Source organism: Pedobacter sp. PF22-3 (genome assembly GCF_026239555.1).
Taxonomy (GTDB): domain Bacteria; phylum Bacteroidota; class Bacteroidia; order Sphingobacteriales; family Sphingobacteriaceae; genus Pedobacter.
In genome coordinates, this window is record NZ_JAPIVP010000011.1 from 102,781 (window position 1) to 126,925 (window position 24,145).

Here is a 24,145-nt window from a genome sequence, read left to right on the forward strand (position 1 = left end):
CACTCATGACCACACAAGAAATATTAGATCAATTGCCTTATGGCAAATCTTTTCTTTTTGTTGATGAGTTACTCCACGTTGATGAAAATGGAGCAAAGGGTACTTATACCTATCTTAAAGATTTACCTTTTTACGAAGGACATTTTAAAAACTATCCACTTACCCCAGCAGTAATCCTTACTGAAACCATGGCGCAGATCGGATTGGTTTGTTTGGGCATCTACCTGCTAAGAAATATTAAAACTGATCAAAATATATCCCTGGCCATGACTTCAAACACAGTTGATTTTTTAAAACCAGTTGGTCCAGGGGAGCAAGTAACAGTTACCAGCGAGAAAGTGTATTTTAGGTTTAATAAACTCAGTTGCAAAGTGAAAATGGAAAATGCAGCTGGAGAAGTGGTTTGCAAAGGAAATATTTCTGGCATGTTAATTTCAAAAGAAAATGGAGAATAGAGTGGTCATTACAGGCTTGGGTATTTGTGCACCCAATGGCACTACCATTAATGAGTTTTCGGATGCCATAAAAAAAGGAATTTCGGGCATCCGCCATCAGCCCGATCTGGAAGCCTTAAATTTCTCCTGCCAGATAGCAGGCAAGCCACTGCTCAGCGAAGAGCGGATCAGCCAATATTTTACACCACTTGAATTACGGAATCTAAACAGTACAGGAATTTTATATGGTGTTATTGCGGGTTTAGATGCCTGGCAGGATGCAGGTTTAAACGTAGATAATAATGACGAACCCGACTGGGATAGTGGCACCATTTTCGGAACGGGCACTTCTGGTATTGATAAATTTAGATGGGCAATTAACAAAATAGATGCGCTCGAAATTAAAAAACTGGGCAGTTCAGTTGTGATACAAACCATGGCCAGTGGCGTAAGCGCCTTCATTAGTGGTAAACTTGGCTTAGGCAACCAGGTAAGCACCAATTCTTCTGCCTGCGCAACAGGAGCTGAAAGTATATTACTGGCATACGAAAGAATTAAAACTGGGCAGGCTACCAGAATGTTGGCCGGGAGTACCAGCGATAGTGGTCCTTATATCTGGGGAGGCTTTGATGCCATGAAGGTTTGCACTTTTAAGCACAACCATGCCCCTGAAAAAGGTAGCCGGCCAATGAGTGCCACCGCTAGTGGTTTCGTACCCGGAAGTGGCGCAGGTGCTTTGGTATTAGAATCGCTTGAAAGCGCATTGGCTAGAAAAGCTAAAATTTATGCTGAAGTATGTGGCGGTCATGTCAATTCTGGTGGTCAACGGGGTTTAGGTACGATGACTGCACCAAACCCTACTGCCGTACAACGCTGTATCCAGGCTGCACTAAAAAACGCGGGTATTCAACCACATGAAATCGATGTGATTAACGGCCACCTTACCGCAACGACCAAAGATGCACTCGAAATAGAAAATTGGAAAACAGCCTTAGAATTATCTAATGATAATTTCCCCTATATCAACTCTGTAAAAGGCATGATTGGTCATTGTATCGCAGCTTCAGGGAGTATAGAATGCGTGGCTTCGGTATTGGAGCTTTCGGAGGGTTTTATATTTCCCAATATTAATTGCGAAGACTTAAATCCTGAGATTACCGCTTTAATTGATTCGAAATGCATTCCGCAAACAGTAATTCATCAACCAGTCAATATTTTAGCAAAAGCCAGTTTTGGTTTTGGCGATATTAATGCCTGTATTATTTTTAAAAAGTATCCCCATGAATAAAGAAGAGATTATCGAAGTCCTGAAAACAATTATTGAACCTTATAGTGAAGAGGTAACTGCCTTGGCGCATATAGATGAAAACACCGATTTTATAAATGATTTAAAAATAAATTCGGCCAACCTGGTTGATATTGTCCTGGATGTTGAAGAAAAATTCAATATCGAAATAGACAACGATTCAATGGCTAAAATGCTCACGGTAAAAGCTACAACCGAAATTATAGCTCAAAAACTGGAAGCGCATGCTGGGTAACGACATCGTTGACCTAAATCTGGCCAAAATCCAAAGTAACTGGAGACGCAAAAATTACCTTGATAAGATTTTTACCGTTGAAGAACAATTGCTTATTACCTCAGCAAAAAAACCTGATGAAATGGTATGGCTGTTATGGAGCATGAAAGAATCGGCCTATAAAATCCATAATCGTAAAACGGGCCTCCGGGATTTTGCACCAAAAAGTTTAAAATGTTCGATCCATTCAAATAACAAGCAAACCTATGGTGAGGTGAATATTCAGGATGTTATATATTTTACGAAAAGCAATTTGCAAACAGCTTTTATACATACCATAGCTGCGCCTGTATACGGCAAATTGGAAGAAATTAAAGTAGCTATTTACGAATTACCAGATCACCCCGATGATTACAAAAGCACTAAACCAGGTTGTGTGAGTCATCATGGGCAGTATCTGGCTTTGGTGTATTAAACAGTTTAACCCAAGTTAGATCATTAATCTTCTTATGGGCGTTATGACAGCTCTGGATTAAGCTAGTTGTCATCCTGAATTTTTAGGGTCTTTCATGCTAAAAATACTGATCCTGAAGTTTCGGGACAGCATGACGAATCGATTAACTAAAACTACTTAATAGCTGTAACCAATTCGAAACGATGATTAATTTGTCAAACTAAAAGAAACTACGTGCCGATATCTGATGTTTGCTTTTAAAATCTTTCAACTCATCACAGTTCCCCTTCTGCACTACATATTTTTCCAATCCGCATTTATTCGCATCAAAATTCCACTTATCTGTATGGTTACCTAATTGCTTAAAAATAAAAATTTCATCATTAGTTGAGTAGGAATTCCTGCCAATAACCTGTTTGGCACTTGTTAATGCAGAATAAAGTTCATGATCCTGGTAACGATAATCATAATAGAAAAAAAACTTTTTCTTTACATATTGCTCATAATACTGACTTTGTTTTAAATCGTTCGTTTCTTTATCCAAAATCCATACGTATGACACTTCAACTATTTCGTTAAGAGCCAGATTTCCCTTAACCTGAATAATTGTATTCACACTATCCGACCTAATACTTTCTTCAGTAATATTAAGTTTTACAAGCTCATAGAAATGTTCCGGCAATAGCCCTAAACGTAATTTAATCTGAGGGTTACTACCGTACGTTATCCTCGGACCAATGTTGTCATGAATCAGATTACAACTATATTCAACATTTAATTTTACTTTTTTACTGCTGCCTGTCGCAACAAGCTCTTTTAAATCAGGACAAGCAAAACTTAACAGACCCTCATTTAACAACCGAATTTTTTCATTGTTTTGTAACACAGATTGCCTTAAAAATACTTTTGCTTCAATTGCATTTGAACTTAATCGAGAGAAGGCCCCATTTAAAAGAGAATCAATGGTTTTTCTTTTGTTAAAATTGACCTGAACATCATCCAACTGAAACGTCTTTGCAGCTAAATTTATCTTTTGCTCTAGCGTATCAGTTAAAATAACCGTTGCAACTTGATAAAAAGGAAAGCTAATTTTCAGTGTATCGCCCAATTTAGCACTGGCCTCAAAATAACCTGATGCATCACTATTACCTACGTGTTTATTAGAAATTAAAATGGAAGCACCGATTAAAGGATCTTTACCATCAAAAACATGGCCTTTAAGGAAAAAGGACTGAGCATTTATCCGTGTCCCGGACAGAAAAAGCAAAATCGCTAAAAAGATATTCTTAGCGTTACAAATATTTTTAAACATAAGGTTTTTGTCAAAGCAAAATAGGAAGAGCAGGATAAATAACCTGCTCTTCCGGTTTAATTATTTCCCGTGTGCTCCATCCGAACCCAAGGTAATGCCGAGATTATCTTGTACCCAATGATAAGCATCATCTAAAGCATCGCCAATAGCCTCAAATGCCCTGCTGAACCAGCTTCCACCTTCAATAGATTTCATTTCTGTTAAAGATAATTCCTCAACTTCGTATTTTTTTAAATTTTTCATAATATAACTTTAATTGGTTTAGGCCTGTTTTTAGACCGTAAGGTTTAATATTTTTTAAATGGTTTATAAGTTTGAAGTGGGGTCGGCTCCTACCAGATCAGTAACAACATCGTGTACAACATCTAAAACAAACTCTTTTATCGAATTCCAGGCCCTACCGATCCAGCTTCCACCATCAACCAGCGACATTTCGGTGCTATCCATCTCCTGCACATTGAAATTTTCCAATTTTAATTTCTGCATAACTTAGATTTTTTATTTAAAATTTACCTACTCGTTAAAGGCTTTTCGGTATCACGCCTTTTTGTTGCAACACCTCTAAATTACTTTTGTTCACTCTACAAAAAAAAGAGTGAACACTATTTATTAAATAATTTATTTTAGTAATCAGGATGTTTTGCGAATTAGCCTTCTGCGGAATAGTTCTATTTCTTAAAATCAGCAGCTTGTCCAAACTGAGGGTCAAGTTCTCCGATTTTTGAAAAGGCCTGAAGAACATCAGCTGGAAAATGAGCCCCGAACAAAGTATAATATTCCTTCCAAAAATGAATATTATAAGCTTTTACATGATTGGACAAATCCTGACTCTCCTTATCATCGCTAAAGACATCAATAGGTTTAACATCTGGAACTGATTTAAATTGAATACTTAATCCTCCCATTGGCTTCCTTTTCGCATTCGAACCGGTAATGATCTCACTAGTAAGTTCGATATAGTTTAAATGCGATTTTACTTTTCCAACCTCATAAAGTTCTTTTGTAAACCAGCGTTTTTTTAAATCTGGCGAAATTAAATTTCTGTCCAACGATTTTAACAGGTGTGAATCGCATGTAATATACATGGTCCCCCCTCCTATAAAAAACCTGGTATTTTTAGGCACGTCGACCTTTTTATCAAAACTGAAAATAATTTTATAACAGTTTACTCCATCAATTTTACTCTTGCCAATCAGGTTAAAATGATATACCTTATCCATTATGTTTCGCCTAAATAATAAAAAAGGTTGTTGTATGGCGACCCTGATATTTATACCGTATTTCATTTTCCCTAAACCTTGATTTTTAACCTCAAGGTTATCCAGTGTTCGGGCATTTAAAAGATCAAGAATTACTTTTTTAGTCGGTTTACCATCAATATGGTAATTGAATACTCCTTCTGAAAAACGCTTATAAAGACCATCTAACTTTAAATATTGCCTGCATAAAAGTGTGCCTGATACTGCCGTAGTATCGATACCATTATTCAAACAATCCTGCAGTAACTGATCGGTAAAATTTAATGCTTTTACCGAAACTTCTTCCAATATCTGATCGCTTTCTTTTAAGGTAATTTGTTGTAAATTTTTGGTTAATGGAACAGAAGTTGAGACATAACCTATAGAGCTGATATAAAGTGTATCGATAAGTTCATTTTTAGCTATGCTGATGATAAATTTACCATCGGGTTCTGAAATGGCAAGGAGGTTATGATTACCATAAATTGATGCATAAGGAATCCCTTTTCCTTTCGAATCGCTTACAATTGCTGCAATGCGCTGTTCCTGAGCTTTAACGTTAATAAACAAGAAAAGAAAAAATATGATAATGTTATACTTTCGATCGTACATTTTACACAATTAAATAAAGGATAAGTTAGATGACTTATCCTTTATCATTTTATTAATTAATTTTGCGGAAAAATCGGTCCCGAACCACCTGGACCAGACACCGTTCCACCTGCAATTCCTTCCAGAATTTCTTCTCCAAGATCAGATAAAAAGGCTTTAATTTCATCCCATCTTCTTGATAACCAACTACCACCTTCGATGGTTACCATTTCATTTTTATTAAGTTCGGTTACTGAATAATCAATTAGTTTCATAATATAGTTTATTAAGATAATATTTAAGTTTTTAATCTTTTTTTGTTTAGTTGATGGGTTAATCAACCCAAACATCTTTTGAAGCCACAAGCGCAGCTAAAGCAATTATACCTGCAATAATCAGGGGCCAAAAACCTCCTTTTACATCAGTCATTTCTTTTGCATCCATTTCCTGAACACCAATACTTTCTAAATTTAAATTTTTCATAATTTTAATTCGTTTTAAAAATTACCTACTCTTTAAGGCTTTTCGGTTTACGCCTTTTGTTGCAACAGCTCTAAATTACGCTCGCCCGCTCTACAAAAAAAGTAGCGGACAATGATGCTGAAAATAAAATCCGGCATTTATGGCCATCAGTTCCTGCGGTTTTAAAACCGTAAAATCGGCCCTGATATTTACATCAAATGCCTGAGTATAATAATAGGTCTGCAATTGCCGCGAATATTCTATAGGTGCCCCCATCAGCTTTAACTCATCCAGTACCACATATAATCTCGAAGTGGATATTGATAATCTCCGTGCTAAATTTTCGGGCGTTCCGGTACGGCTCTCCCTTATCAGTTTGTGTATGATCCTGATCCGGTCAATGTATTCTAATAATTTCATAGTGAGATTGCGATGATTTAAAATATTATTTTATGTATAAGATAAATTATTGAGGCACTATATTGCTATTAATTGATGATATTGAAGGGTTTATGAAATCCAGCAGATCGTCTTCTCCAAACTGCTGTTTCCATAAATTCGCGTAGTGCCCATTTACAATCATCATTTCAGTATGGCTTCCTTCTTCAACAACTTTACCTTTATCTAATACGATAATCTGATCTGCTTTTCTAATTGTAGGCAAGCGATGGGCAATGATGATAATTGTTTTCTTTTGTGCACGCAACAAATCTATCGTGCGTTGTACATACTGTTCAGAAGCTGAATCCAAAGAAGAAGTAGCTTCATCAAGGATCAAGATTTCAGGATTACGATATAAAGCGCGGGCAATGGCAATCCGCTGTTTTTGTCCGCCCGATAAAGAGGCTCCGTTTTCGCCTAAATAAGTCTGAAATCCTTCTGGCAAAGCTTCAATAAAATCTATAATGCCCAATTGTGTGCAAATGCTTATAATCTGTTGCATATTTGGTTCATAATCACCAATAGCAATATTTTCGATTACATTTCCTGCAAACAGATCTATTTTTTGCGGCACAACGCTCAACAAATTTCTTAAAGAGGCATTGTTCAAATACTTCAGCGCATGATTACCGATAAAAATATTCCCTGATTGTATAGGATAAATATTTTGAAGCAAAGACATTAAAGTAGACTTGCCAGATCCGCTTTCCCCTACAATGGCAGTAAAACTCCCTGACTTAATATTTAGGTTTAAATCTTCAAACACATTTACGCGACTGCCGTACCTAAAAGCTACGTGTTCAAATCTGATATCGCCCATTAGTTCTTTTGTAAGGTAAACGCTCGACGAATTTTGTTCAATTTCCAGATCCATAATTTCGAACAAACGATCGGAGGCGATCATGGCATCCTGGATAGATTTATTAGCCCCGATTAATGAAGTAGCGGGACCGGTAAAATAGCCGATTAGTGTATAGAAAGAGAACAATTCGCCTGGGGTAATTTCTCCGTCTAAAACATACCCTGCACCTACCCAAAGCAAAATAATGGTAAGCATACGGGCTATAACCTCGGTTGATGTTCCGGAGAAAACAGCGTTTAACCCTGATTTATAGATTGTTCTGAGTAGACCAATAAAATGAGTTTCAGTTTTTTCATTGGTAAATCTTTCCAGTCCAAATCTTTTAATTGTGGCTACATTATTTAAACTCTCTACCAATTGCGATTCGAGTTCTGCAGACTCTTCCATCAGTTTACGCTGCATCTTTTTATTCAATTTATTGCTGATGTAATAAACTAAAAGATAAAGCGGAATAACGGCGAGCATCATTAAAGCGAGTTTCCAGTAATAACTGAACATCAAAACAAACGAAAATACCACGATAAAACCGTTTACCACCAGGTTAATGGAAACATCATTTATAAAAGCCCTTATTTTTACCGCATCATTTACCCTCGAAATAATTTCGCCTACCCGCATGGTATCAAAAAACTGTTGAGGTAATTTTAAGAGGTGTTTGTAGTAACCTAATATTAACCGGGCATCTATCTGCTGGCCTGTACGGATGGTAAAAATAGTTTTAACAGTACCGATAAACAGCTGCAATGCTAAAATGACAACCATCATCAAACTCATTAAATTAAGCAGGTTCCGATTGCCTTCTACCAAAACATGGTCAGTTATTTTTTGAACAAAGACCGAGGTAGATAGTCCCAGTATGGTATAAATTAAGGCACCAAAAAGTGCCTGTATTACAATACTTTTATGCGGCTTAATCAGGTGCCAGAAACGGCTTTTTACATCAACCTTTTCATTACCCTGGCTAAAATCTTCATCGGGCAATAATAAAACCAGTACACCTGTCCATTCTGCTATAAATTCGGCAATGGTTTTACGGTGCATTTTTCCATCACCCGGATCCATTACCTCAATATATTTATCGGTTACTTTATAAATAACTACATAATGTTGCAATTGCTTCTTTACCACCACATGCGCAATGGCTGGCAATGGAATTTTAGAAAGACTATCTAAATTGCCCTTTACTCCTTTTGCTTCAAAACCCAATTTATTTGCGGCTTCTATCAAACCTAAAACATTGGTTCCTTTTTGGTCGGTGCTGGCCAATTGACGGATGCGCGCAACAGGCATCTTTAACTTATAAAATGCAGCTATAGAAGCCAAACAGGCAGCGCCACAATCGGTAATATCGCGTTGTTTAATTAGTTTAGACATTAGGAGGGAGATGTGAGATATGAAACTGGAGATATGAGTTTAAAAATTTTCTGCTTTGGCCTTTAGGCTACAGCCCTAAACTTTTTACCCTACACCATTTGACGGGTTTAACCAATCATCAACTTTATCATAAAGCAATTGATACAGGTTCCGTTTTGCAATGGTAAAATGCGCATTAAAGGTCATCCCCTTTTTCACCTGCCCTTTATAACCATTTTTTAACTTCAGATAATCCTTGTCCAATTTGCACTTCACTTTAAAATAAGGATTTTGATTAATCAATATGATATCGTCTGAAATATCCGCTACTATACCAGCAAGCAATCCCCATTGGTTATAGTTAAAAGCATCAATCTGAAACCTTACGGTTTGACCAGCTTTAATTAAACCGATATCAGCAGGTTTAACATAACAAATGGCCAGCAAAGCACTATCAGGCGATATTTCTCCAATTTTTTGATTAGCCGAAATGAAAGAACCCAATTGCAAGCCAGATAAATTTTGCACCGTTCCTGATACTCCTGCATTTAAATGATATAATTTCTCCTGCTCGGTAAGCTGGATTTTCTGACTATCGAGATCTTTTAATTCTTTTCTGTATTGATTAGATTCTGTTTGCCACTGCGTTTTATACTTTTTAGCTACCAAATTAAAATCAGAAAGCGCCTGGTCGTAATTAAATTTATATTGTTCATACTCTGCTTGGGTAACTACTTTCTTACTGTACAGTATTTCGTACCTCTTATAAATTTTATAGGCTTGTTCTCGGGCATTTAATGCATTTTGAGTTTGCTCTGTGTATTGCTGCCAGCTTGCTGAATACAGGCCTGTTTGCAATGCAGGTTGCCCTGCACTGCTTAAATCAGCCTGTTTTAAGAGGAGGAGCGCATCATTTAACAAATCTTTTAATTCACCAGCGCGATTATTCAAAATCACGTTTTGTGTTTCGGGTATAGTTGGGTCGATATTTAAAAGGAGTTGTCCTTTTTTTATTTTTTTATTATCGGTTAAGTTAATCAGCGTAATTTTCCCCCCAACTGGCGCCAGCAACTCTGTTTTTTCGATATTACTCTGCAGCGAACCATTGCCCTTAACACTTACCGTGGTATAAATAAAGGGTAAGGATGCAAAAGCCACAAGAATAAATAGGATGGTTGCCGAGTAAATAATTTGTGTACGTACCTTGGTATGGTGTAAAAAAATAATGGTGTTATCTTCGAAATTGGCATCTTCTGTTAAAGGCATAATCATCAATTGGCTTGGTTAAGGGCCAAGTTTGTAATTATTAAATTATACTGGAAAAAAGATACACGAAAGGGGATATTGTAGGGATGAAACTATTTGTTTACTTAGTTCAATAACATCAAGAGATTCTAATTCGATTCTTTTCATTTAAAATAAATTTTTCAATCATTCTTACCCATTAAAGGCTTTTCAGGTTCCGCATATGTTGGCCTGACATGAAACAAGTATCTGATTTTAGAATTCATTAAGAAAAAAATACATCAAAAGGTATTTCGTAAGGACGAAAAAAGCGAGACATTGACACAATTAATGGTACAAGAGAAGAAAGTTCTTAATCGAAGAGCAAAAAGTTATGCTAAGAAGGTTAAGGATCAAATAGTTTAGTTAAATAATTGGAAGTGGAGGAATTTCCAATAAAAAAACCTACAAAATATCTACGTACGTTAGTACCAAATATTTCATAGGTTAAATACCTTCGTTTAATTCAGATCCTTTTGAACAGAGATAATACTACTCTATCTGTTATTAAGTAACTGATTACTTGACAAAATCGTTTATTCCCGCAAGCATACCATTTAAAAACTCGACTCTATTATCATAAAGGAATATAAATAAAAGCAAAAGTATAAAAATGGTATTGATTAAATTTTCATTTCTCTTGATTAATTCATTTTCCATAAATTTTATCCTTTCTATTAAAAAAACAAGCTGTGAATTCATTTTAGATTTACAAACTTTCATCTTTATGAATTCGTCGTGTCTAAAAGATAGTTTGATACAATCAATTTAAGTGATTATTGATCAGTTAAAAATCAAGAAGGAAACCTTTCCAAGGAAGTAACCAGCAAAATAAACTCCTCCTATTAATGCAAATGCAAGGAATATATATATTGGGAGATTTTTTTTCATATTTTTTGTTTTAAAAAGTGACAATAGTGAAAAACAAAGACATTCTCTACTATAAAAGTGCGAAATTAAATTGTTTTTTACTTAGTCACTTCTAATTATTTAATCAAATTAAGCGGCGTTATAGCCATCACGAACTCCAGCAACAAATACTAAATTTGATAGGACAACTAAGCCCATTGGTGTTGTTGCAGCAACTCCCATTGCTAATTCTTTCCAAAAACCACCTTCGATTAATATTTGTTCTTCTAAAGAAAGTTCAGTTAAATTATTATTTTCAGTTTTCATAATTTTTATTTTAAAGTTGGTTAATCATTTTTGCTACTCTTCCTATTGCATATCCTGTACCATATACAGCGCCAAGACCACCAAATACGGCAAAAATGATTTCAACAACTCCTCCGTTTTTTTCTTGTATTTCTTTAGCATCCAATTCCTGAACACCAAAATTTGATAATTCTAATTTTTTCATTTCGTTTAATTTAAATTTTTGTTTCTTACTCTTTAAAGGCTTTTCAGGTTCCGCCTATGTTGGCCTAACATGAAACAAGTATCTAATTTTAAAATTCGACTCAGAAAAAAGATACGCTAAAAGCCCTTTTATAAGGACAAAAAAGAGAAATAACATTAGAAATATTTCAATATTGAATTAAATCGACACCAATTAGATATTACATTAAGCTATACATGAGATAAGACTAACATGTATTTTAAAATAGTTTGCCCTTTAAGTATAAATATCGACTATAATTGTAAGCATGAAAAAAACTATCTTCTATTTACTGCTCTTATTTCCATTTTACAATTTACAAGCCCAAAACTGCAACTGTGGTGATAACTTTAGTTATCTTACCAACAGAATAACAAAAAATTATGTTGGCTATACCGATAAAGTAACACCTACAAATAGCCAGCAGTTTAAAAAATTCACAGATAGTTTACAACAGGTAGCCAATCAGGCCAATCCATATAAATGTTTAAGCTTATGCCGCGAGTGGTTAGATTTTTTCAAAGACAAACACATCGATTTCGGTATGGATTTTGGTAAACTTAATGCAGATTCAGTAAGGATATTTTTTGCGAATGAAGAGAAAACAAGCTGGACTGAAAACACCTTTAGATCTTATTTAAAGCAAGATAAGACAACATTAGATAGTATAGAAGGAATCTGGAATTATGGGATGTATGAAATTGGAATTGTTAAAGATAACACCAAAAAAAATATTGAATTTATTGGTTTTGTGATAAAAGCAGATAGTGTACGGTGGATGCCACAACAAGTAAAATTTAAAATCGGGAAGAATAATAATCAGTATAAAACTATTTACTACAGCGCGGGCGATCATTCGGTTAATTACCCAGCTTTAATTAAACAGAATGACGTACTAGATTTTGGTTTTTTAGGAAAATGGGTAAAAGGCGAAAGAAAAGCGAAAACTATCCCTCCTGCAGTATATACTGAGCCTGATTTAATGTCCAGTTTAAAAAAATTAGATGATCAAACAACTCTCATTTCACTTCCTTCTTTCAATTCAAAGTATAAAACAAGAATAGATAGTTTAATCGAGAGAAATAAAGATAACTTAGCTAATACTAAACATCTTATTATTGATGTCCGTGATAATTCTGGAGGAACAACAGGTTGTTTTGAAAAAATAATCCCTTATCTATATACCAATCCTATCCATGTTGATGGTGGTATAGTATTAGCCACAGATGACAATATTCGTGATTGTTATGAAAAGGATTACCCCTATGCAACGGCAGCTTCGAAAAGAACCATGAAACGGAACAATAAAAAGTTAAGGGCACATGTAGGTGAATTATATGAACTTTATAAAGAAAGTACAATAAAGCGCTCAAAAGTTTTAAAAAATCCCTCTCGCATTTCTATTTTAATGAATGGAAACACGGCAAGTAGTGGAGAACTGTTTCTTTTAAGAGCTGAGCAGAGCAAAAAAGTAACTCTATTTGGGCAAAATTCTTCAGGTTGTGTAGATTATGGCGAGATGGTAATTATACACCCACCTTGTAAAGTTTTCACGCTAGTTTATCCTGTAGCAAAATCTTTTCACGCTATAAAACGTCCTCTTGATAACATAGGGATAACACCTCAGGTAAAAATCGAAGATAGTGTTACAGATTGGATTGATTTTGTAAAGAAGTATAAAACTAAATAACGATCACTATTTAAACTAGACAATCTATTGGTTTGATACAGACAAAAGACCATTTGGTGTATATTTTTTGATAAGTGCATTCAAAAATAACACTTTTAAACACATTTATTTAACCATCTAATATTACAATCATGAAAAACAAAAAATTAGAAAAAAAGACTGTTTTTATCTTTAAACGAAACAACATGACTCATTTAACGAAAGAGCAAATGAGGAGAATTTATGGAGGTGGTACAACAGTGGACGGAGGAGATATATCTACAAATCAAGGTTGCGCAGAACAAAAAACCTTAGTAACAATAGGTGATTAAAAGTTTAAATTAACCTCTCAAACTATTAATCTTTATCGATATTAACAAGAATAAAATAAAATGCCCCATTATCTAAAAAACTTTCCTTTAATAATTCTTCTGATTATAAGTTTTTCGTCGAATGCACAAAATTGCAATTGTGGAGAGAATTTTAAGTTTATGGTGGAAAAAATCCAGAAAAATTATATTGGTTATAACGACAAAATTAATTCTTCAAATCAAGAAAAATTCACACGGCTCACAGATAGTCTTCAAAAGGTAGCAAACAATGCGGGGAATTATCAATGCTTACCCATTTTTAGAGAATGGATTTCCTATTTTAAAGATAAACATCTTAGTATTACCTATAGTGATTCTAATTTCAGCAAAGATGAAATCAGAAAATATTATTCAAATGAAGAAAAAACAGATTGGTTAAAAAGCTCTTTTAATTCTTATCTAACTTCAAATTCTATTGATCAAATCGAGGGTATATGGAATAGTTATACCGGTATTTATCAGATTGGAATAGTTAGAGATAAAAACAATACCAAAAGCTTTATTGGTTTTATCATTAAAGCCGATGGAGCCAGATGGGTTGAACAACAAATCAAATTAAGGATTACGAAAACCGATAATCAATACTTTTTAGATTACTTCAGGGCAAGTGACCACTCAATTACCCCCCTACCTTTTAATAAAACTGGAGATACTTTAACCATGGGCGAAGGAATAAATGCCAAGTGGTATAAAAGCTCAGTTAATATATCACAATTATCAAATAAGGGTACAGATAAAGACCTTCCACCAAGCTTTAAAGTTTTAGATAATAAAACTTGTTTATTCGAAATGCCTACCTATGCTTCATTAGATTATGTTATGAAGCTTGACAGTTTAATCAAAGAAAACGCCAGTATTCTACAAAAAAGTGATCATCTGATAATTGATCTTCGTAATAATTTTGGAGGTTCTATATTGGTTTACCGGAAATTGATACCTTATATATATACTAATCCAATTTTTACAGAAGGTGGCAGTGTACTTGCAACACCAGACAACATACGTGATTATTATTCTGATATCCCGACGAATGTTTCGGACAGCATGAAAACAATATTCAATAAAAATCTAAATCTATTAAAAGCTCACGTTGGTGAAATTTATAACCTATACCCTGTTGACACGATTGTTTTATCTAAGAAATTACATTATCCAAAGACTGTTTCCATTTTAATTAACCGCAACACAGCCAGCGCTGCTGAACTTTTTCTTTTAGAAGCAAAACAAAGTTCTAAAGTAAAGATTTTTGGAACCAATTCTTCAGGCGCTATAGATTATCTTGAAGTTGTACATACAAAAATGCCTTGTAGTTTTTATACAATAGGCTATTCTGCGGTCAGATCTAATCGTTTACCCCATTATCCTTTAGATAATATTGGGATTAAACCTGACGTAGCAATATCCGCTAATGAAACTGATTGGTTAAAATTTGTCAGAAATTATAAAGAAAAATAATGTCAAAGAAAAAAAATATATTTATATACCATGTTATTTTTTGGCTGGTTTATATGTCGTTAAGCAGTTTAATGGAATTCGCTGGAGATCCCAAAAATTACTTTTTCAGCCTCCCAGATTTTATTTTTACGCAATTCCCTAACATATGCACTTTTTATTTGAGTCTTTTGGTATACTCGAAGTATGCTACCCCAGTTAAAATCCTACCACTTATAGCCGGGCTTATTTTAGTATATGCTTTTTCTTCCTTAAACTGGTATGTAACGGGTTTTCATATCAGACCGCTGATTAGGGCCAATGGAGGTCCAACACCCCAATTTGTTTTTTGGCGGCATTTAATGGGCACATTTTGGGTTTTTATTAGATATTCGACATTAGCTTTTGGTTATTATTATGCTAGAGAAGGTATAAAATATCAAAAAAAACTCCGCCTCATCGAAAAAGAAAAACATGAAGCAGAATATGCTTTTCTCCGCGCACAGATTAATCCTCACTTTTTAAATAATACACTCAATTTCTTTTTTGCAAAGTCTTTACCTTTATCAGAAGAACTGGCCAATGGCATCATGACACTTAGTCAAATCATGCGCTATTCCCTAGAAATAGATAAAGATGATCGGATGACCTTAATAGATGAAGAAATTGAGCACATTAAAAATGTAATTAAAATTAATCAACTTCGTTTCAACAACAAGTTACAGATTGATTTTAATGTGAATGGAAACACCGATAGTGTACGGCTGATCCCCTTAATCTTGATTACCATTGTAGAGAATATCTTAAAACATGGCAACTGTACAGAACACACACACCCTGTTAAAATAACCTTAAGTATTGATCAGATAAACCATAACATCCAGCTCAGCACCTGGAATAAAAAGAAAAACGGACCTAAGGAACTTTCGAGTGGTATAGGTATGGAAAACATCAAAAAAAGACTTTCCAACCATTATAAAAAAGGAATAATACTAACCATTAACGAAACCGAAACCGATTATAGTCTTGAATTAACGATCCCTTACAATAAGGTTATGGATCATCAGGAAAAACCAAAATCGACGGATAATTTAGACTTTTTACAACATTTCCAACTACCAAAAATTAATCCCCAACCTTATACCTCATGATTAACTGCATTATTGTTGATGACGAAGAGCATGCCATTGAAGTAATACAACATTATCTAAAATCAGTTACGGCTATACAGATTGCAGCAACATTTATCAATCCGATTGATGCATTAAGCTTTTTAAACAGCAACCCGGCCGATCTCATTTTTTTAGATATCCACATGCCCGAAATATCAGGTATCGAATTTATTCAAACCATGAAAAACAGGGATGTGCAGGTGATCCTTACTACTGCATATAAGGAATTTGCGACCGAGGGCTTCGATCTAGATGTAGTTGATTATTTAGTTAAACCTATCCCACTGCCCCGTTTTTTACAAGCCATAAACAAGGCTCAAAAGATAATCAACGCTAAAAAAGCCAATATTCCGGCTAACCAGCAGCATGATGATTATTTTATGGTTAAAACAGAGGCCAAAGGTAAGATGCTTAAGATTAATATTGCTGAAATAGATTTTGTTGAAGGCATGAAAAATTACATTGCCTTTCATCATAATGGGATTAGAACACTTGCGCTGCTTACCATGAAAGATGTGGAAGAAAGGCTGCCCAAAGCCAAATTCATCAGGGTACAAAAGTCTTTTATAGTGGCACTTGATAAAATCACTTCTATAGATGGAAACCGCATTATCCTAAAGGGTGTTTCAGCAGAAATACTGATAGGAGAAACTTACCGAAAAGATTTCCTTGATATGATGAAACAGAAACTGCTGCTTTAAATCAGCAACAGAACACACATTAATGCATCATCTAAATAGCCAAATTTTAACCATAACAAGCCTACAATTAACTTGTATTATCATTCCCTTACGCAGTAGCAAGTTTACGCTGTTTTCTTTACAGAATAATGGAATGGCCTACCCCAAAAAGCATTATCTTTGTGCAAATCATAAAAAATAAAACATGCTTAAAGGATTTTTTAACGTACCCACTCCGGTAAACGAACCTATATTAAATTATGGCCCTGGCAGTAAAGAACGTGCGCTTTTGAAAGAAGCACTTGCAGAAGCCCGCTCACACCAACAAGACATTCCGATGTACATTGGTGGCAAGCAAGTTCATACCAACAAAAAAGGGAAAGTTGTTCCACCACACGATCACCAACATATTTTGGCACAATTTAGCATTGGCGATAAAACCCATATTACACAGGCTATTGATGCTGCTTTAGCAGCAAAAGAAGATTGGGAAAACCTGGCCTGGGAACACCGTGCGGCTATTTTCTTAAAAGCTGCCGACCTGATTGCAGGTAAATACCGTTATAAATTAAATGCTGCAACCATGCTGGGGCAAAGCAAAAATGCCTATCAGGCTGAAATTGATGCCGCATGTGAGCTGATTGATTTCTTACGTTTTAACGTAAGCTACATGGTAGATATTTACAAACAACAACCTCCTGTTTCTCCACGTGGAAGCTGGAACCGTGTTGAACAACGCCCATTAGAAGGTTTTGTTTTTGCGCTTACGCCATTCAACTTTACGGCAATTGCTGCAAATTTACCAGCATCTGCTGCAATGATGGGTAATGTTGTGGTTTGGAAACCTGCTGATACACAAGTTTACGCCGCAAACCTTTTAATGGAAATTTTCCGTGAAGCAGGTGTACCTGATGGCGTAATTAATTTGGTTTATGCTGATGGTCCTGAAACAGGAGAAGTGGTTTTTAATCACCCTGATTTTGCAGGTATCCACTTTACAGGCTCCACAAAAGTTTTTCAGGAAATCTGGAAAACCATTGGAACAAACATTCATAAATACAAATCGTACCCGCGTATTGTTGGCGAAACCGGTGGTAAAGATTTTATCCTGGTTCACCCATCTGCACAAACAAAAGCAGCCAGTACAGCAATTGTTCGTGGTGCTTTCGAATACCAGGGACAAAAATGTTCGGCGGCTAGTCGCGTTTACATAGCAGAGAGCCTTTGGCCAGAAATTAAAGAACAGATGTTAACTGATCTTGCCAGTTTTAAAATGGGCGGAACAGAAGATTTTAGCAATTTTATTAATGCCGTTATCGATGAGCGTTCTTTTGATAAATTAGCAAAATATATCGATCAGGCGAAACAAGATCAGGGTGTAGAAATTATCGCTGGTGGTAACTACGATAAGAGTAAGGGTTATTTCATCGAACCAACGATATTGGTGGTTGATGATCCGAAATATACAACCATGTGCGAAGAATTGTTCGGCCCTGTTTTATCTGTTTATGTTTACGCAGATCAGGATTTCGACCAGATTTTAGAAGTAATTGATACCACATCTCCTTATGCGTTAACAGGTGCTTTAATTGCACAAGACAGATACGCCATTGAGAAAGCAAGCCATGCGCTACGTAATTCAGCGGGTAACTTCTATATCAACGATAAATGTACTGGTGCTGTTGTAGGTCAACAACCATTTGGTGGCGCCAGAGGCTCGGGTACAAATGATAAAGCAGGTTCAATGATCAATTTATTACGTTGGGTTTCTCCACGTACCATTAAAGAAGTTTTCGAATCGCCAACGGATTACCGTTATCCGTTCCTGGCAGAAGATTAATACAGTAATAAACTATATATCGAAACCTCCGGAAAATGCTCCGGGGGTTTTGTTTTTTAAAAAGGGTTTTTGAGAAGCAAAAATATCTACCAAAAGCAATAGGGCTGAGCCAGAAAATATACCACAAAAATAAAAGCCCGGAATAAATCCCAGGCTTTTCCTAACAACTAAAAAAATGGCTTAATAATGGTGTATTTATCCCACCTGGAAAGCAGGAGCAACATCATCACCACAGGTACAGGTTACATTCAGGTCTTTAATAATTCCTGTTTTTAAACTATAAACCCACGCATGTACGGCCAGTTCCTGACCATTTGCCCAGGCACTCTGTACAATTGATGTATTGGTTACATTGGCAGCCCCCTCAATGGCATTTAATTCCACTAAACGGTCAAATCGCTGATCAGGATCTTCGATTGTGGCCATTTCACGTTCGTGCGTACGATATACATCGCGGATATTTCTCAACCAGTTATCAATAATTCCAACCTGTTTATTGCCAAGTGCAGCTTTTACACCACCGCAGCCGTAATGGCCACAAACGATAACGTGTTTAACTTTTAATACATTAATAGAATAATCCAGTACTGAAAGTAAATTCATATCCGTATGCACAACCACATTGGCAATATTTCTATGTACAAAAATATCACCCGGTTTGGTATTTGTAATCTGGTTTGCAGGCACGCGGCTATCAGAGCAGCCGATCCATAATACTGGCGGACTTTGACCTGCCGACAATTTATCGAAAAATTCGGGATCGCTATTAATCGTATCTTTAACCCAGTCTTTATTGCCTTGTAACAAGGTATCGTATGTAATATCTTTCGTTTCTATTGTTTTTGCGCACATAATTATAATTTATTAATTTCTTCTTCTACTTTAATATTTAATTTTGGTACTGTATAATGTTTTTGGATGTTCTCCAGGGTTACGATAATGCCTTTAGTATAAGCATTATGTTTATAATTGTAAATGGTTTCCAATACATCAGGGTCGATGTAGCGGGCATTCGAGCCATCAATAATTACATTTGTTTCTTTTGGGATATTCGTTAAAACTACCTGTATCGCTGCTTTATTTAAAAAAGAAACTTCTTCTGCTAGTTTAATCCTGATATTCTTTTTGTCGCCTTCGTTCGTAATCCGGTAAAAGAAAGGGTTACGCATATTGGTTCGCAATAGATAAAAAACCGAAACCAACATACCAACGGCCACACCTTTTAACAGATCGGTAAACAATACCGCCAATACGGTTACCACAAATGGTACAAACTGATCCCAGCCTTTGTGGTACATATGTTTAAAAAGACTGATCCGGGTTAGTTTATATCCGGTTACCAAAAGAATTGCAGCCAAACAAGATAACGGAATCATGTTGATAAGTCCTGGAATAAACAATAGCGACAATAACAACCAAATGCCATGAAAAATAGCCGACATTTTAGTTCTGCCACCGGCGTTTACATTTGCCGAACTCCGCACAATTACCGATGTCATAGGTAAACCACCAACCATACCGCTGGTAATATTGCCTATTCCTTGCGCAATCAGCTCCCTGTTTGTTGGTGTTATGCGCTTAATCGGATCGATTTTATCCACAGCTTCGATACTGAGCAAAGTTTCTAAACTTGCTACCACACCAATGGTTATGGCTACGATGTACACATTTTTATTGGCCAGCTGGGAAAAATCGGGCATCGTAAATAGTCCCAAAAATTCGCCAAAGCCATTTACTACCGGTATTTTCACCATTTGATCGGCACGTAGGGGATAATTTGTTCCGGCAAAAACCAGGGTTCCAAGAACGCCTAATGTAACCACCAACAATGGAGCAGGTACAACCGCCAACTTTGGAAACTTAGGCCATAAAACCAGAATAGCTATTGATAACAAACTGATAACCACCGCAGCCAGGCTAAAATGGCTTATCGCTGCAGTAATTGCAGAAAAAGTATTTTCATGATCCTGTTGGAAGAAACCCTCATCGCCGGTAAAATCAGTATCAACGCCCAACGCATGCGGCAATTGTTTTAAGATTAAAATCAGTCCGATAGCGGCAAGCATCCCTTCAATTACACTCGAAGGAAAGTAATTACCAATCGTTCCGGCTTTAACCAGTCCTAAGATCATCTGGAATACCCCTGCCAATACAACAGCAAGTAAAAATGTAGGATAACTCCCCAATGAGGTTATTGCACCTAAAACAATAACGGTTAAACCTGCTGCCGGGCCACTAACACTTAATTGCGAGCCACTAAAAGAGGCTACCACAATTCCCCCTATAATCCCGGTGATTAAACCTGAAAATAATGGCGCTCCAGAAGCCAGGGCAATACCCAAACACAGTGGTAAGGCCACTAAGAACACTACAATACTTGAAGGTAAATCTTTCCTTAGATTCTTTTTAAGAAAATATTTTTTCACATCCGAACCTGAAAAGGCCGGGTTAAACTTTTGCATAACGATATAATTATCTAGTAAATTTTAACGAATAAAATCGTAGGGGTTTTAACAAAACACACACAAGGTATCAGCGTTTTGCATTAATTTAAACATAGCAATAACGCTCAATAACATTAAGCAGGTAATTTTTACCCCAAATAATAAATACTAGATAAAGTTAGGCGGAGGTGTTGGAACCGTAGGATGATATGGATCTACATATCTTTTAAAATGTTCTATAAAACTGCTCTTCAAAAAGAAATGGCTGGAAGAGAACTCATAAGAAAGGATAGGATGATTAAGCTCGATGAGTTTGAAATCAGTAAATTTTGCAGTGTCTTTGGCGGAATCTTTTCCGCCTTCATGCTCTAACTCGATTTGCATGATTACTGCATTCATAATTTCCTTGTCAATACTTGTAAAAAACACAGGTGCCCCGGAAATACCCATCTTCGCCATGAAGATGACCATAAAAGTGGCAACGATTAAATACTTGTATTTCCTTAAAAACATTTAAAATTCTAATGCTGTTTTAATTCTAATCACCACAAAAATAAACGGATTATTGGTTTTTCAATACTTTAAGCTGTAAAAAAAATGTAATTTAAGTAAAATGCAGGTATCCTTAAGGCAAAAACAAGGTTCTTTATCAATTGTGGAAAACAGTGGGTTCTATTATTATCGGTCGGTTCAGCCCCGCCATCCGCTAAATCTTTTTGGCAAAATTAGCTGTAAATTAAAAATCAATCGAAGCCAAAAAGGATACCGCTCCTGTCAGGTTTAACTAACAGAGGTTTGTTATCCAAGCACCGACCCGAGTTAAATAAACCTGGTTGAACGGACGCCAATTTCCTTCAAATTGGCTGGAGGGAAAGCGGGACTGAAAATACCAAAAGCGCTGAACCAACGATTTCCCAATTACTAATGTTTTTCTTTTTTTGGAAATGAAAGGGCAGCATTTCATAGGTACTGTAGCCCTGCCATCTGCTAAATCTTTTTGACAAAATTAGCTGTAAATTCAAAATCAATAGAAGCCAAAAAGAATACCCCTCCTGTCAGGTTTAACTAACAGAGGTTTTTTTCCTGGCACCAACCCGAGTTAAATAAACCTGATTGAACGGACGCCAATTTCCTTCAAATTGGCTGGAGGGAAAGCGGGACTGAAAATGCCAAAAGCGCTGAACCAACGATTTCCCAATTATTAATGTTTTTCTTTTTTGGAAATGAAAGGCAGCATTTCAAAGGTACTGTAGCCCCGCCATCCGCTAAATCTTTTTGGCAAAATTAGCTGTAAATTCAAAATCAATCGAAGCCAAAAAGGATACCGCTCCTGCCAGGTTTAACTAACAGAGGTTTGTTTTCCAAGCACCAGCCTGGGTAAAATAAACCCGATTGTCGGGAAGAGCTTCCGATCCTTCATCGGAACTCGGACCAAAAGCGGGATTGAAAATGCCAAAAGCGCTGAACCAACCATTTCCCAATTATTAATGTTTTTATTTTTAGGAAATTAAAGGGAGTATTTAATAGGTAGGTTAGCCCGGCTATCTGCCCTACAAAAAATCGCATGTTGTGCTGGAATAAAATAACACCCCGCCCCCCTTGCATTACCGCTTCTAATTTTTAATTTTAAAATCTCATAGCCTCAGCAATGGAAAAAAAAATAGCATTACTTAAAGATAAAATAACCCAGGCAAACCTTAGCGGCGGACAGGATCGAATCGATAATCAGCATAAAAAAGGTAAACTCACTGCCCGCGAGCGCATTCATTTTCTGATGGATGAAGGAAGCTTTGAAGAAATTGGCATGATGGTTACCCATCGAAGCACCGACTTTGGCATGGAACGCGAAAAATATCTGGGTGATGGCGTGGTAACAGGATATGGAACAATTAACGGTAGGTTAACCTATGTATTCTCGCAGGATTTTACCGTGTTTGGCGGTTCACTTTCTGAAACCCATGCAGAAAAAATTTGCAAGCTTATGGATATGGCCATGAAAAATGGGGCTCCATTGATCGGTTTAAACGATAGCGGTGGTGCACGTATCCAGGAAGGTGTTGTTTCTTTGGGCGGTTATGCCGATATCTTTTATAAAAATGTACAGGCGTCGGGCGTAATCCCGCAGTTATCGGCCATAATGGGTCCCTGTGCAGGCGGAGCCGTTTATTCGCCAGCCATCACCGATTTTATTCTGATGGTGGAAAACACTTCTTACATGTTTGTAACCGGCCCAAATGTGGTGAAAACAGTAACACACGAAGAAGTAACTTCTGAAGAACTGGGAGGTGCCAGCACACATGCCACAAAATCGGGCGTTACACATTTTGCCTGTGCTAATGAAATTGAGGCCATTAACCATGTTAAAAAACTGTTGAGCTATATGCCGCAAAATTGTGAGGACATAGCCGGTCAATTACCTTACGAAGCAGCTGATGAAACCCGACCAGAACTCAACACACTTATGCCAGAAAATGCTTCACAACCTTATGATATACGTGAAGTGATTGCAAGCGTGGCTGATACTGAAAGTTTTTTAGAAGTCCATGCCGCCTACGCAGAAAATATTGTGGTGGGTTTTGCCCGTCTTGCAGGCAGAAGCATTGGCATCGTAGCCAATCAGCCCGCTTACCTGGCAGGCGTTTTAGATAGCAATTCTTCGGCTAAGGCTGCACGTTTTGTCCGCTTTTGCGATTGCTTTAACATTCCACTGCTGGTATTTGAAGATGTTCCAGGTTTTCTACCAGGTACAGACCAGGAATGGAATGGTATTATCACCAATGGGGCCAAGTTGTTGTATGCTTTTAGTGAGGCTACTGTACCACGTATTACCGTAATTACCAGAAAAGCTTATGGCGGTGCTTACGATGTAATGAACAGCAAACATATTGGTGCAGATATGAACTACGCCTGGCCAAGTGCAGAAATTGCCGTAATGGGCGCCAAAGGTGCCGCAGAAATTATTTTTAAACGAGAAATTACCGCAGCAGAACACCCAGAAGAAAAATGGTTGGAGAAAGAAAAATTATATTCAGATATCTTTGCCAATCCTTATCGCGCTGCTGAACGTGGCTTTGTTGATGAAGTAATTGAGCCGGCCCAAACCCGTATGAAGTTGATCAAAGCTTTTAAAATGTTGGAAAATAAAGTGGTGAATAATCCGAGAAAGAAACACGGAAATATACCTTTGTAGAAAATAGTCCTTAGTCATT

At 36.4% G+C, this 24,145-nt stretch carries 25 protein-coding genes; 11 read left to right on the forward strand and 14 right to left on the reverse strand.

Going from position 1 to position 24,145, the window contains the following annotated elements; all coding sequences use genetic code 11:
- Positions 1–5 precede the first annotated feature (5 nt).
- Genes OQX63_RS15060 through OQX63_RS15075 form a run of 4 tightly spaced genes read left to right on the forward strand, consistent with a single transcriptional unit; the run spans position 6 to position 2,429 of the window.
- Entirely contained in the window at positions 6–455 is a 450-nt protein-coding gene (locus OQX63_RS15060) for a 3-hydroxyacyl-ACP dehydratase FabZ family protein (RefSeq protein ID WP_265851674.1), read from the forward strand.
- Positions 445–1,722: a beta-ketoacyl-[acyl-carrier-protein] synthase family protein gene (locus tag OQX63_RS15065; RefSeq protein WP_265851675.1), complete on the forward strand. Its 1,278-nt coding sequence runs from the start codon at positions 445–447 to the stop codon at positions 1,720–1,722. Before OQX63_RS15060 ends, OQX63_RS15065 begins: the two co-directional genes overlap by 11 nt.
- Positions 1,715–1,975: an acyl carrier protein gene (locus OQX63_RS15070; RefSeq protein WP_265851676.1), complete on the forward strand. Its 261-nt coding sequence runs from the start codon at positions 1,715–1,717 to the stop codon at positions 1,973–1,975. Before OQX63_RS15065 ends, OQX63_RS15070 begins: the two co-directional genes overlap by 8 nt.
- Complete coding sequence (locus tag OQX63_RS15075; protein WP_265851677.1) at positions 1,965–2,429, forward strand: 4'-phosphopantetheinyl transferase superfamily protein; 465 nt, start codon at positions 1,965–1,967, stop codon at positions 2,427–2,429. The genes OQX63_RS15070 and OQX63_RS15075 overlap by 11 nt, the downstream gene beginning before the upstream one ends.
- A gap of 199 nt (positions 2,430–2,628) precedes the next feature.
- On the opposite strand, the gene OQX63_RS15080 is transcribed toward OQX63_RS15075, so the two are convergent.
- The 11 genes from OQX63_RS15080 to OQX63_RS15130 form a co-directional block, all read right to left on the reverse strand.
- A complete protein-coding gene (locus OQX63_RS15080) occupies positions 2,629–3,720 on the reverse strand; it encodes a hypothetical protein (protein ID WP_265851678.1) in 1,092 nt (363 codons plus the stop codon).
- Between the two features lie 60 nt (positions 3,721–3,780).
- A complete protein-coding gene (locus tag OQX63_RS15085; RefSeq protein ID WP_265851679.1) occupies positions 3,781–3,963 on the reverse strand; it encodes a hypothetical protein in 183 nt (60 codons plus the stop codon).
- Between the two features lie 63 nt (positions 3,964–4,026).
- Entirely contained in the window at positions 4,027–4,206 is a 180-nt protein-coding gene (locus OQX63_RS15090; protein WP_265851680.1) for a hypothetical protein, read from the reverse strand.
- 182 nt (positions 4,207–4,388) lie between these two features.
- Positions 4,389–5,570, reverse strand: coding sequence for a hypothetical protein (locus OQX63_RS15095; RefSeq protein WP_265851681.1), 1,182 nt, complete (start codon positions 5,568–5,570; stop codon positions 4,389–4,391).
- Positions 5,571–5,626: 56 nt separating this feature from the next.
- Entirely contained in the window at positions 5,627–5,824 is a 198-nt protein-coding gene (locus tag OQX63_RS15100; RefSeq protein ID WP_265851682.1) for a hypothetical protein, read from the reverse strand.
- Between the two features lie 58 nt (positions 5,825–5,882).
- Positions 5,883–6,032 carry a class IIb bacteriocin, lactobin A/cerein 7B family gene (locus OQX63_RS15105; protein WP_265851683.1) on the reverse strand — a complete coding sequence of 50 codons (150 nt, stop codon included), beginning with the start codon at positions 6,030–6,032 and terminating at the stop codon, positions 5,883–5,885.
- A gap of 90 nt (positions 6,033–6,122) precedes the next feature.
- On the reverse strand, positions 6,123–6,431 hold the full coding sequence (locus OQX63_RS15110) for a hypothetical protein (protein WP_265851684.1): 309 nt from the start codon (positions 6,429–6,431) through the stop codon (positions 6,123–6,125).
- Positions 6,432–6,477: 46 nt separating this feature from the next.
- Positions 6,478–8,688: a peptidase domain-containing ABC transporter gene (locus tag OQX63_RS15115; protein WP_265851685.1), complete on the reverse strand. Its 2,211-nt coding sequence runs from the start codon at positions 8,686–8,688 to the stop codon at positions 6,478–6,480.
- 84 nt (positions 8,689–8,772) lie between these two features.
- Positions 8,773–9,933, reverse strand: a complete 1,161-nt coding sequence (locus tag OQX63_RS15120) for an HlyD family secretion protein (protein ID WP_265851686.1) — start codon at positions 9,931–9,933, stop codon at positions 8,773–8,775.
- Positions 9,934–10,950: 1,017 nt separating this feature from the next.
- Positions 10,951–11,127: a hypothetical protein gene (locus OQX63_RS15125; RefSeq protein ID WP_265851687.1), complete on the reverse strand. Its 177-nt coding sequence runs from the start codon at positions 11,125–11,127 to the stop codon at positions 10,951–10,953.
- A gap of 10 nt (positions 11,128–11,137) precedes the next feature.
- The gene (locus OQX63_RS15130) at positions 11,138–11,311 is read right to left on the reverse strand and encodes a class IIb bacteriocin, lactobin A/cerein 7B family (protein WP_265851688.1); all 174 of its coding nucleotides are present in this window, start codon (positions 11,309–11,311) and stop codon (positions 11,138–11,140) included.
- A 286-nt stretch (positions 11,312–11,597) separates the two neighbouring features.
- Between OQX63_RS15130 and OQX63_RS15135 the strand changes: the two genes are divergently transcribed.
- The 6 genes from OQX63_RS15135 (at position 11,598) to pruA (ending at position 18,492) form a co-directional block, all read left to right on the forward strand.
- On the forward strand, positions 11,598–13,019 hold the full coding sequence (locus tag OQX63_RS15135; RefSeq protein ID WP_265851689.1) for a S41 family peptidase: 1,422 nt from the start codon (positions 11,598–11,600) through the stop codon (positions 13,017–13,019).
- A 131-nt stretch (positions 13,020–13,150) separates the two neighbouring features.
- Positions 13,151–13,330, forward strand: coding sequence for a hypothetical protein (locus tag OQX63_RS15140; RefSeq protein ID WP_265851690.1), 180 nt, complete (start codon positions 13,151–13,153; stop codon positions 13,328–13,330).
- Between the two features lie 159 nt (positions 13,331–13,489).
- Positions 13,490–14,824 (forward strand): S41 family peptidase, encoded by a 1,335-nt coding sequence (locus OQX63_RS15145; RefSeq protein WP_265851691.1) that lies wholly within the window; start codon positions 13,490–13,492, stop codon positions 14,822–14,824.
- A complete protein-coding gene (locus tag OQX63_RS15150) occupies positions 14,824–15,951 on the forward strand; it encodes a sensor histidine kinase (protein WP_265851692.1) in 1,128 nt (375 codons plus the stop codon). The genes OQX63_RS15145 and OQX63_RS15150 overlap by 1 nt, the downstream gene beginning before the upstream one ends.
- Positions 15,948–16,673 (forward strand): LytR/AlgR family response regulator transcription factor, encoded by a 726-nt coding sequence (locus tag OQX63_RS15155; protein WP_265851693.1) that lies wholly within the window; start codon positions 15,948–15,950, stop codon positions 16,671–16,673. The genes OQX63_RS15150 and OQX63_RS15155 overlap by 4 nt, the downstream gene beginning before the upstream one ends.
- 184 nt (positions 16,674–16,857) lie before the next feature.
- A complete protein-coding gene (gene pruA, locus OQX63_RS15160; RefSeq protein ID WP_265851694.1) occupies positions 16,858–18,492 on the forward strand; it encodes an L-glutamate gamma-semialdehyde dehydrogenase in 1,635 nt (544 codons plus the stop codon).
- A 195-nt stretch (positions 18,493–18,687) separates the two neighbouring features.
- On the opposite strand, the gene can is transcribed toward pruA, so the two are convergent.
- The 3 genes from can to OQX63_RS15175 all read right to left on the reverse strand — a co-directional run bounded on the left by can (position 18,688) and on the right by OQX63_RS15175 (position 21,449).
- On the reverse strand, positions 18,688–19,344 hold the full coding sequence (gene can, locus OQX63_RS15165; protein ID WP_265851695.1) for a carbonate dehydratase: 657 nt from the start codon (positions 19,342–19,344) through the stop codon (positions 18,688–18,690).
- Positions 19,345–19,346: 2 nt separating this feature from the next.
- Positions 19,347–20,954 carry a SulP family inorganic anion transporter gene (locus tag OQX63_RS15170; RefSeq protein WP_265851696.1) on the reverse strand — a complete coding sequence of 536 codons (1,608 nt, stop codon included), beginning with the start codon at positions 20,952–20,954 and terminating at the stop codon, positions 19,347–19,349.
- 150 nt (positions 20,955–21,104) lie between these two features.
- A complete protein-coding gene (locus tag OQX63_RS15175; protein ID WP_265851697.1) occupies positions 21,105–21,449 on the reverse strand; it encodes a hypothetical protein in 345 nt (114 codons plus the stop codon).
- Positions 21,450–22,584: 1,135 nt separating this feature from the next.
- Here OQX63_RS15175 and OQX63_RS15180 point away from each other — a divergent pair.
- Positions 22,585–24,126 (forward strand): acyl-CoA carboxylase subunit beta, encoded by a 1,542-nt coding sequence (locus tag OQX63_RS15180; protein WP_265851698.1) that lies wholly within the window; start codon positions 22,585–22,587, stop codon positions 24,124–24,126.
- Positions 24,127–24,145 lie beyond the last annotated feature (19 nt).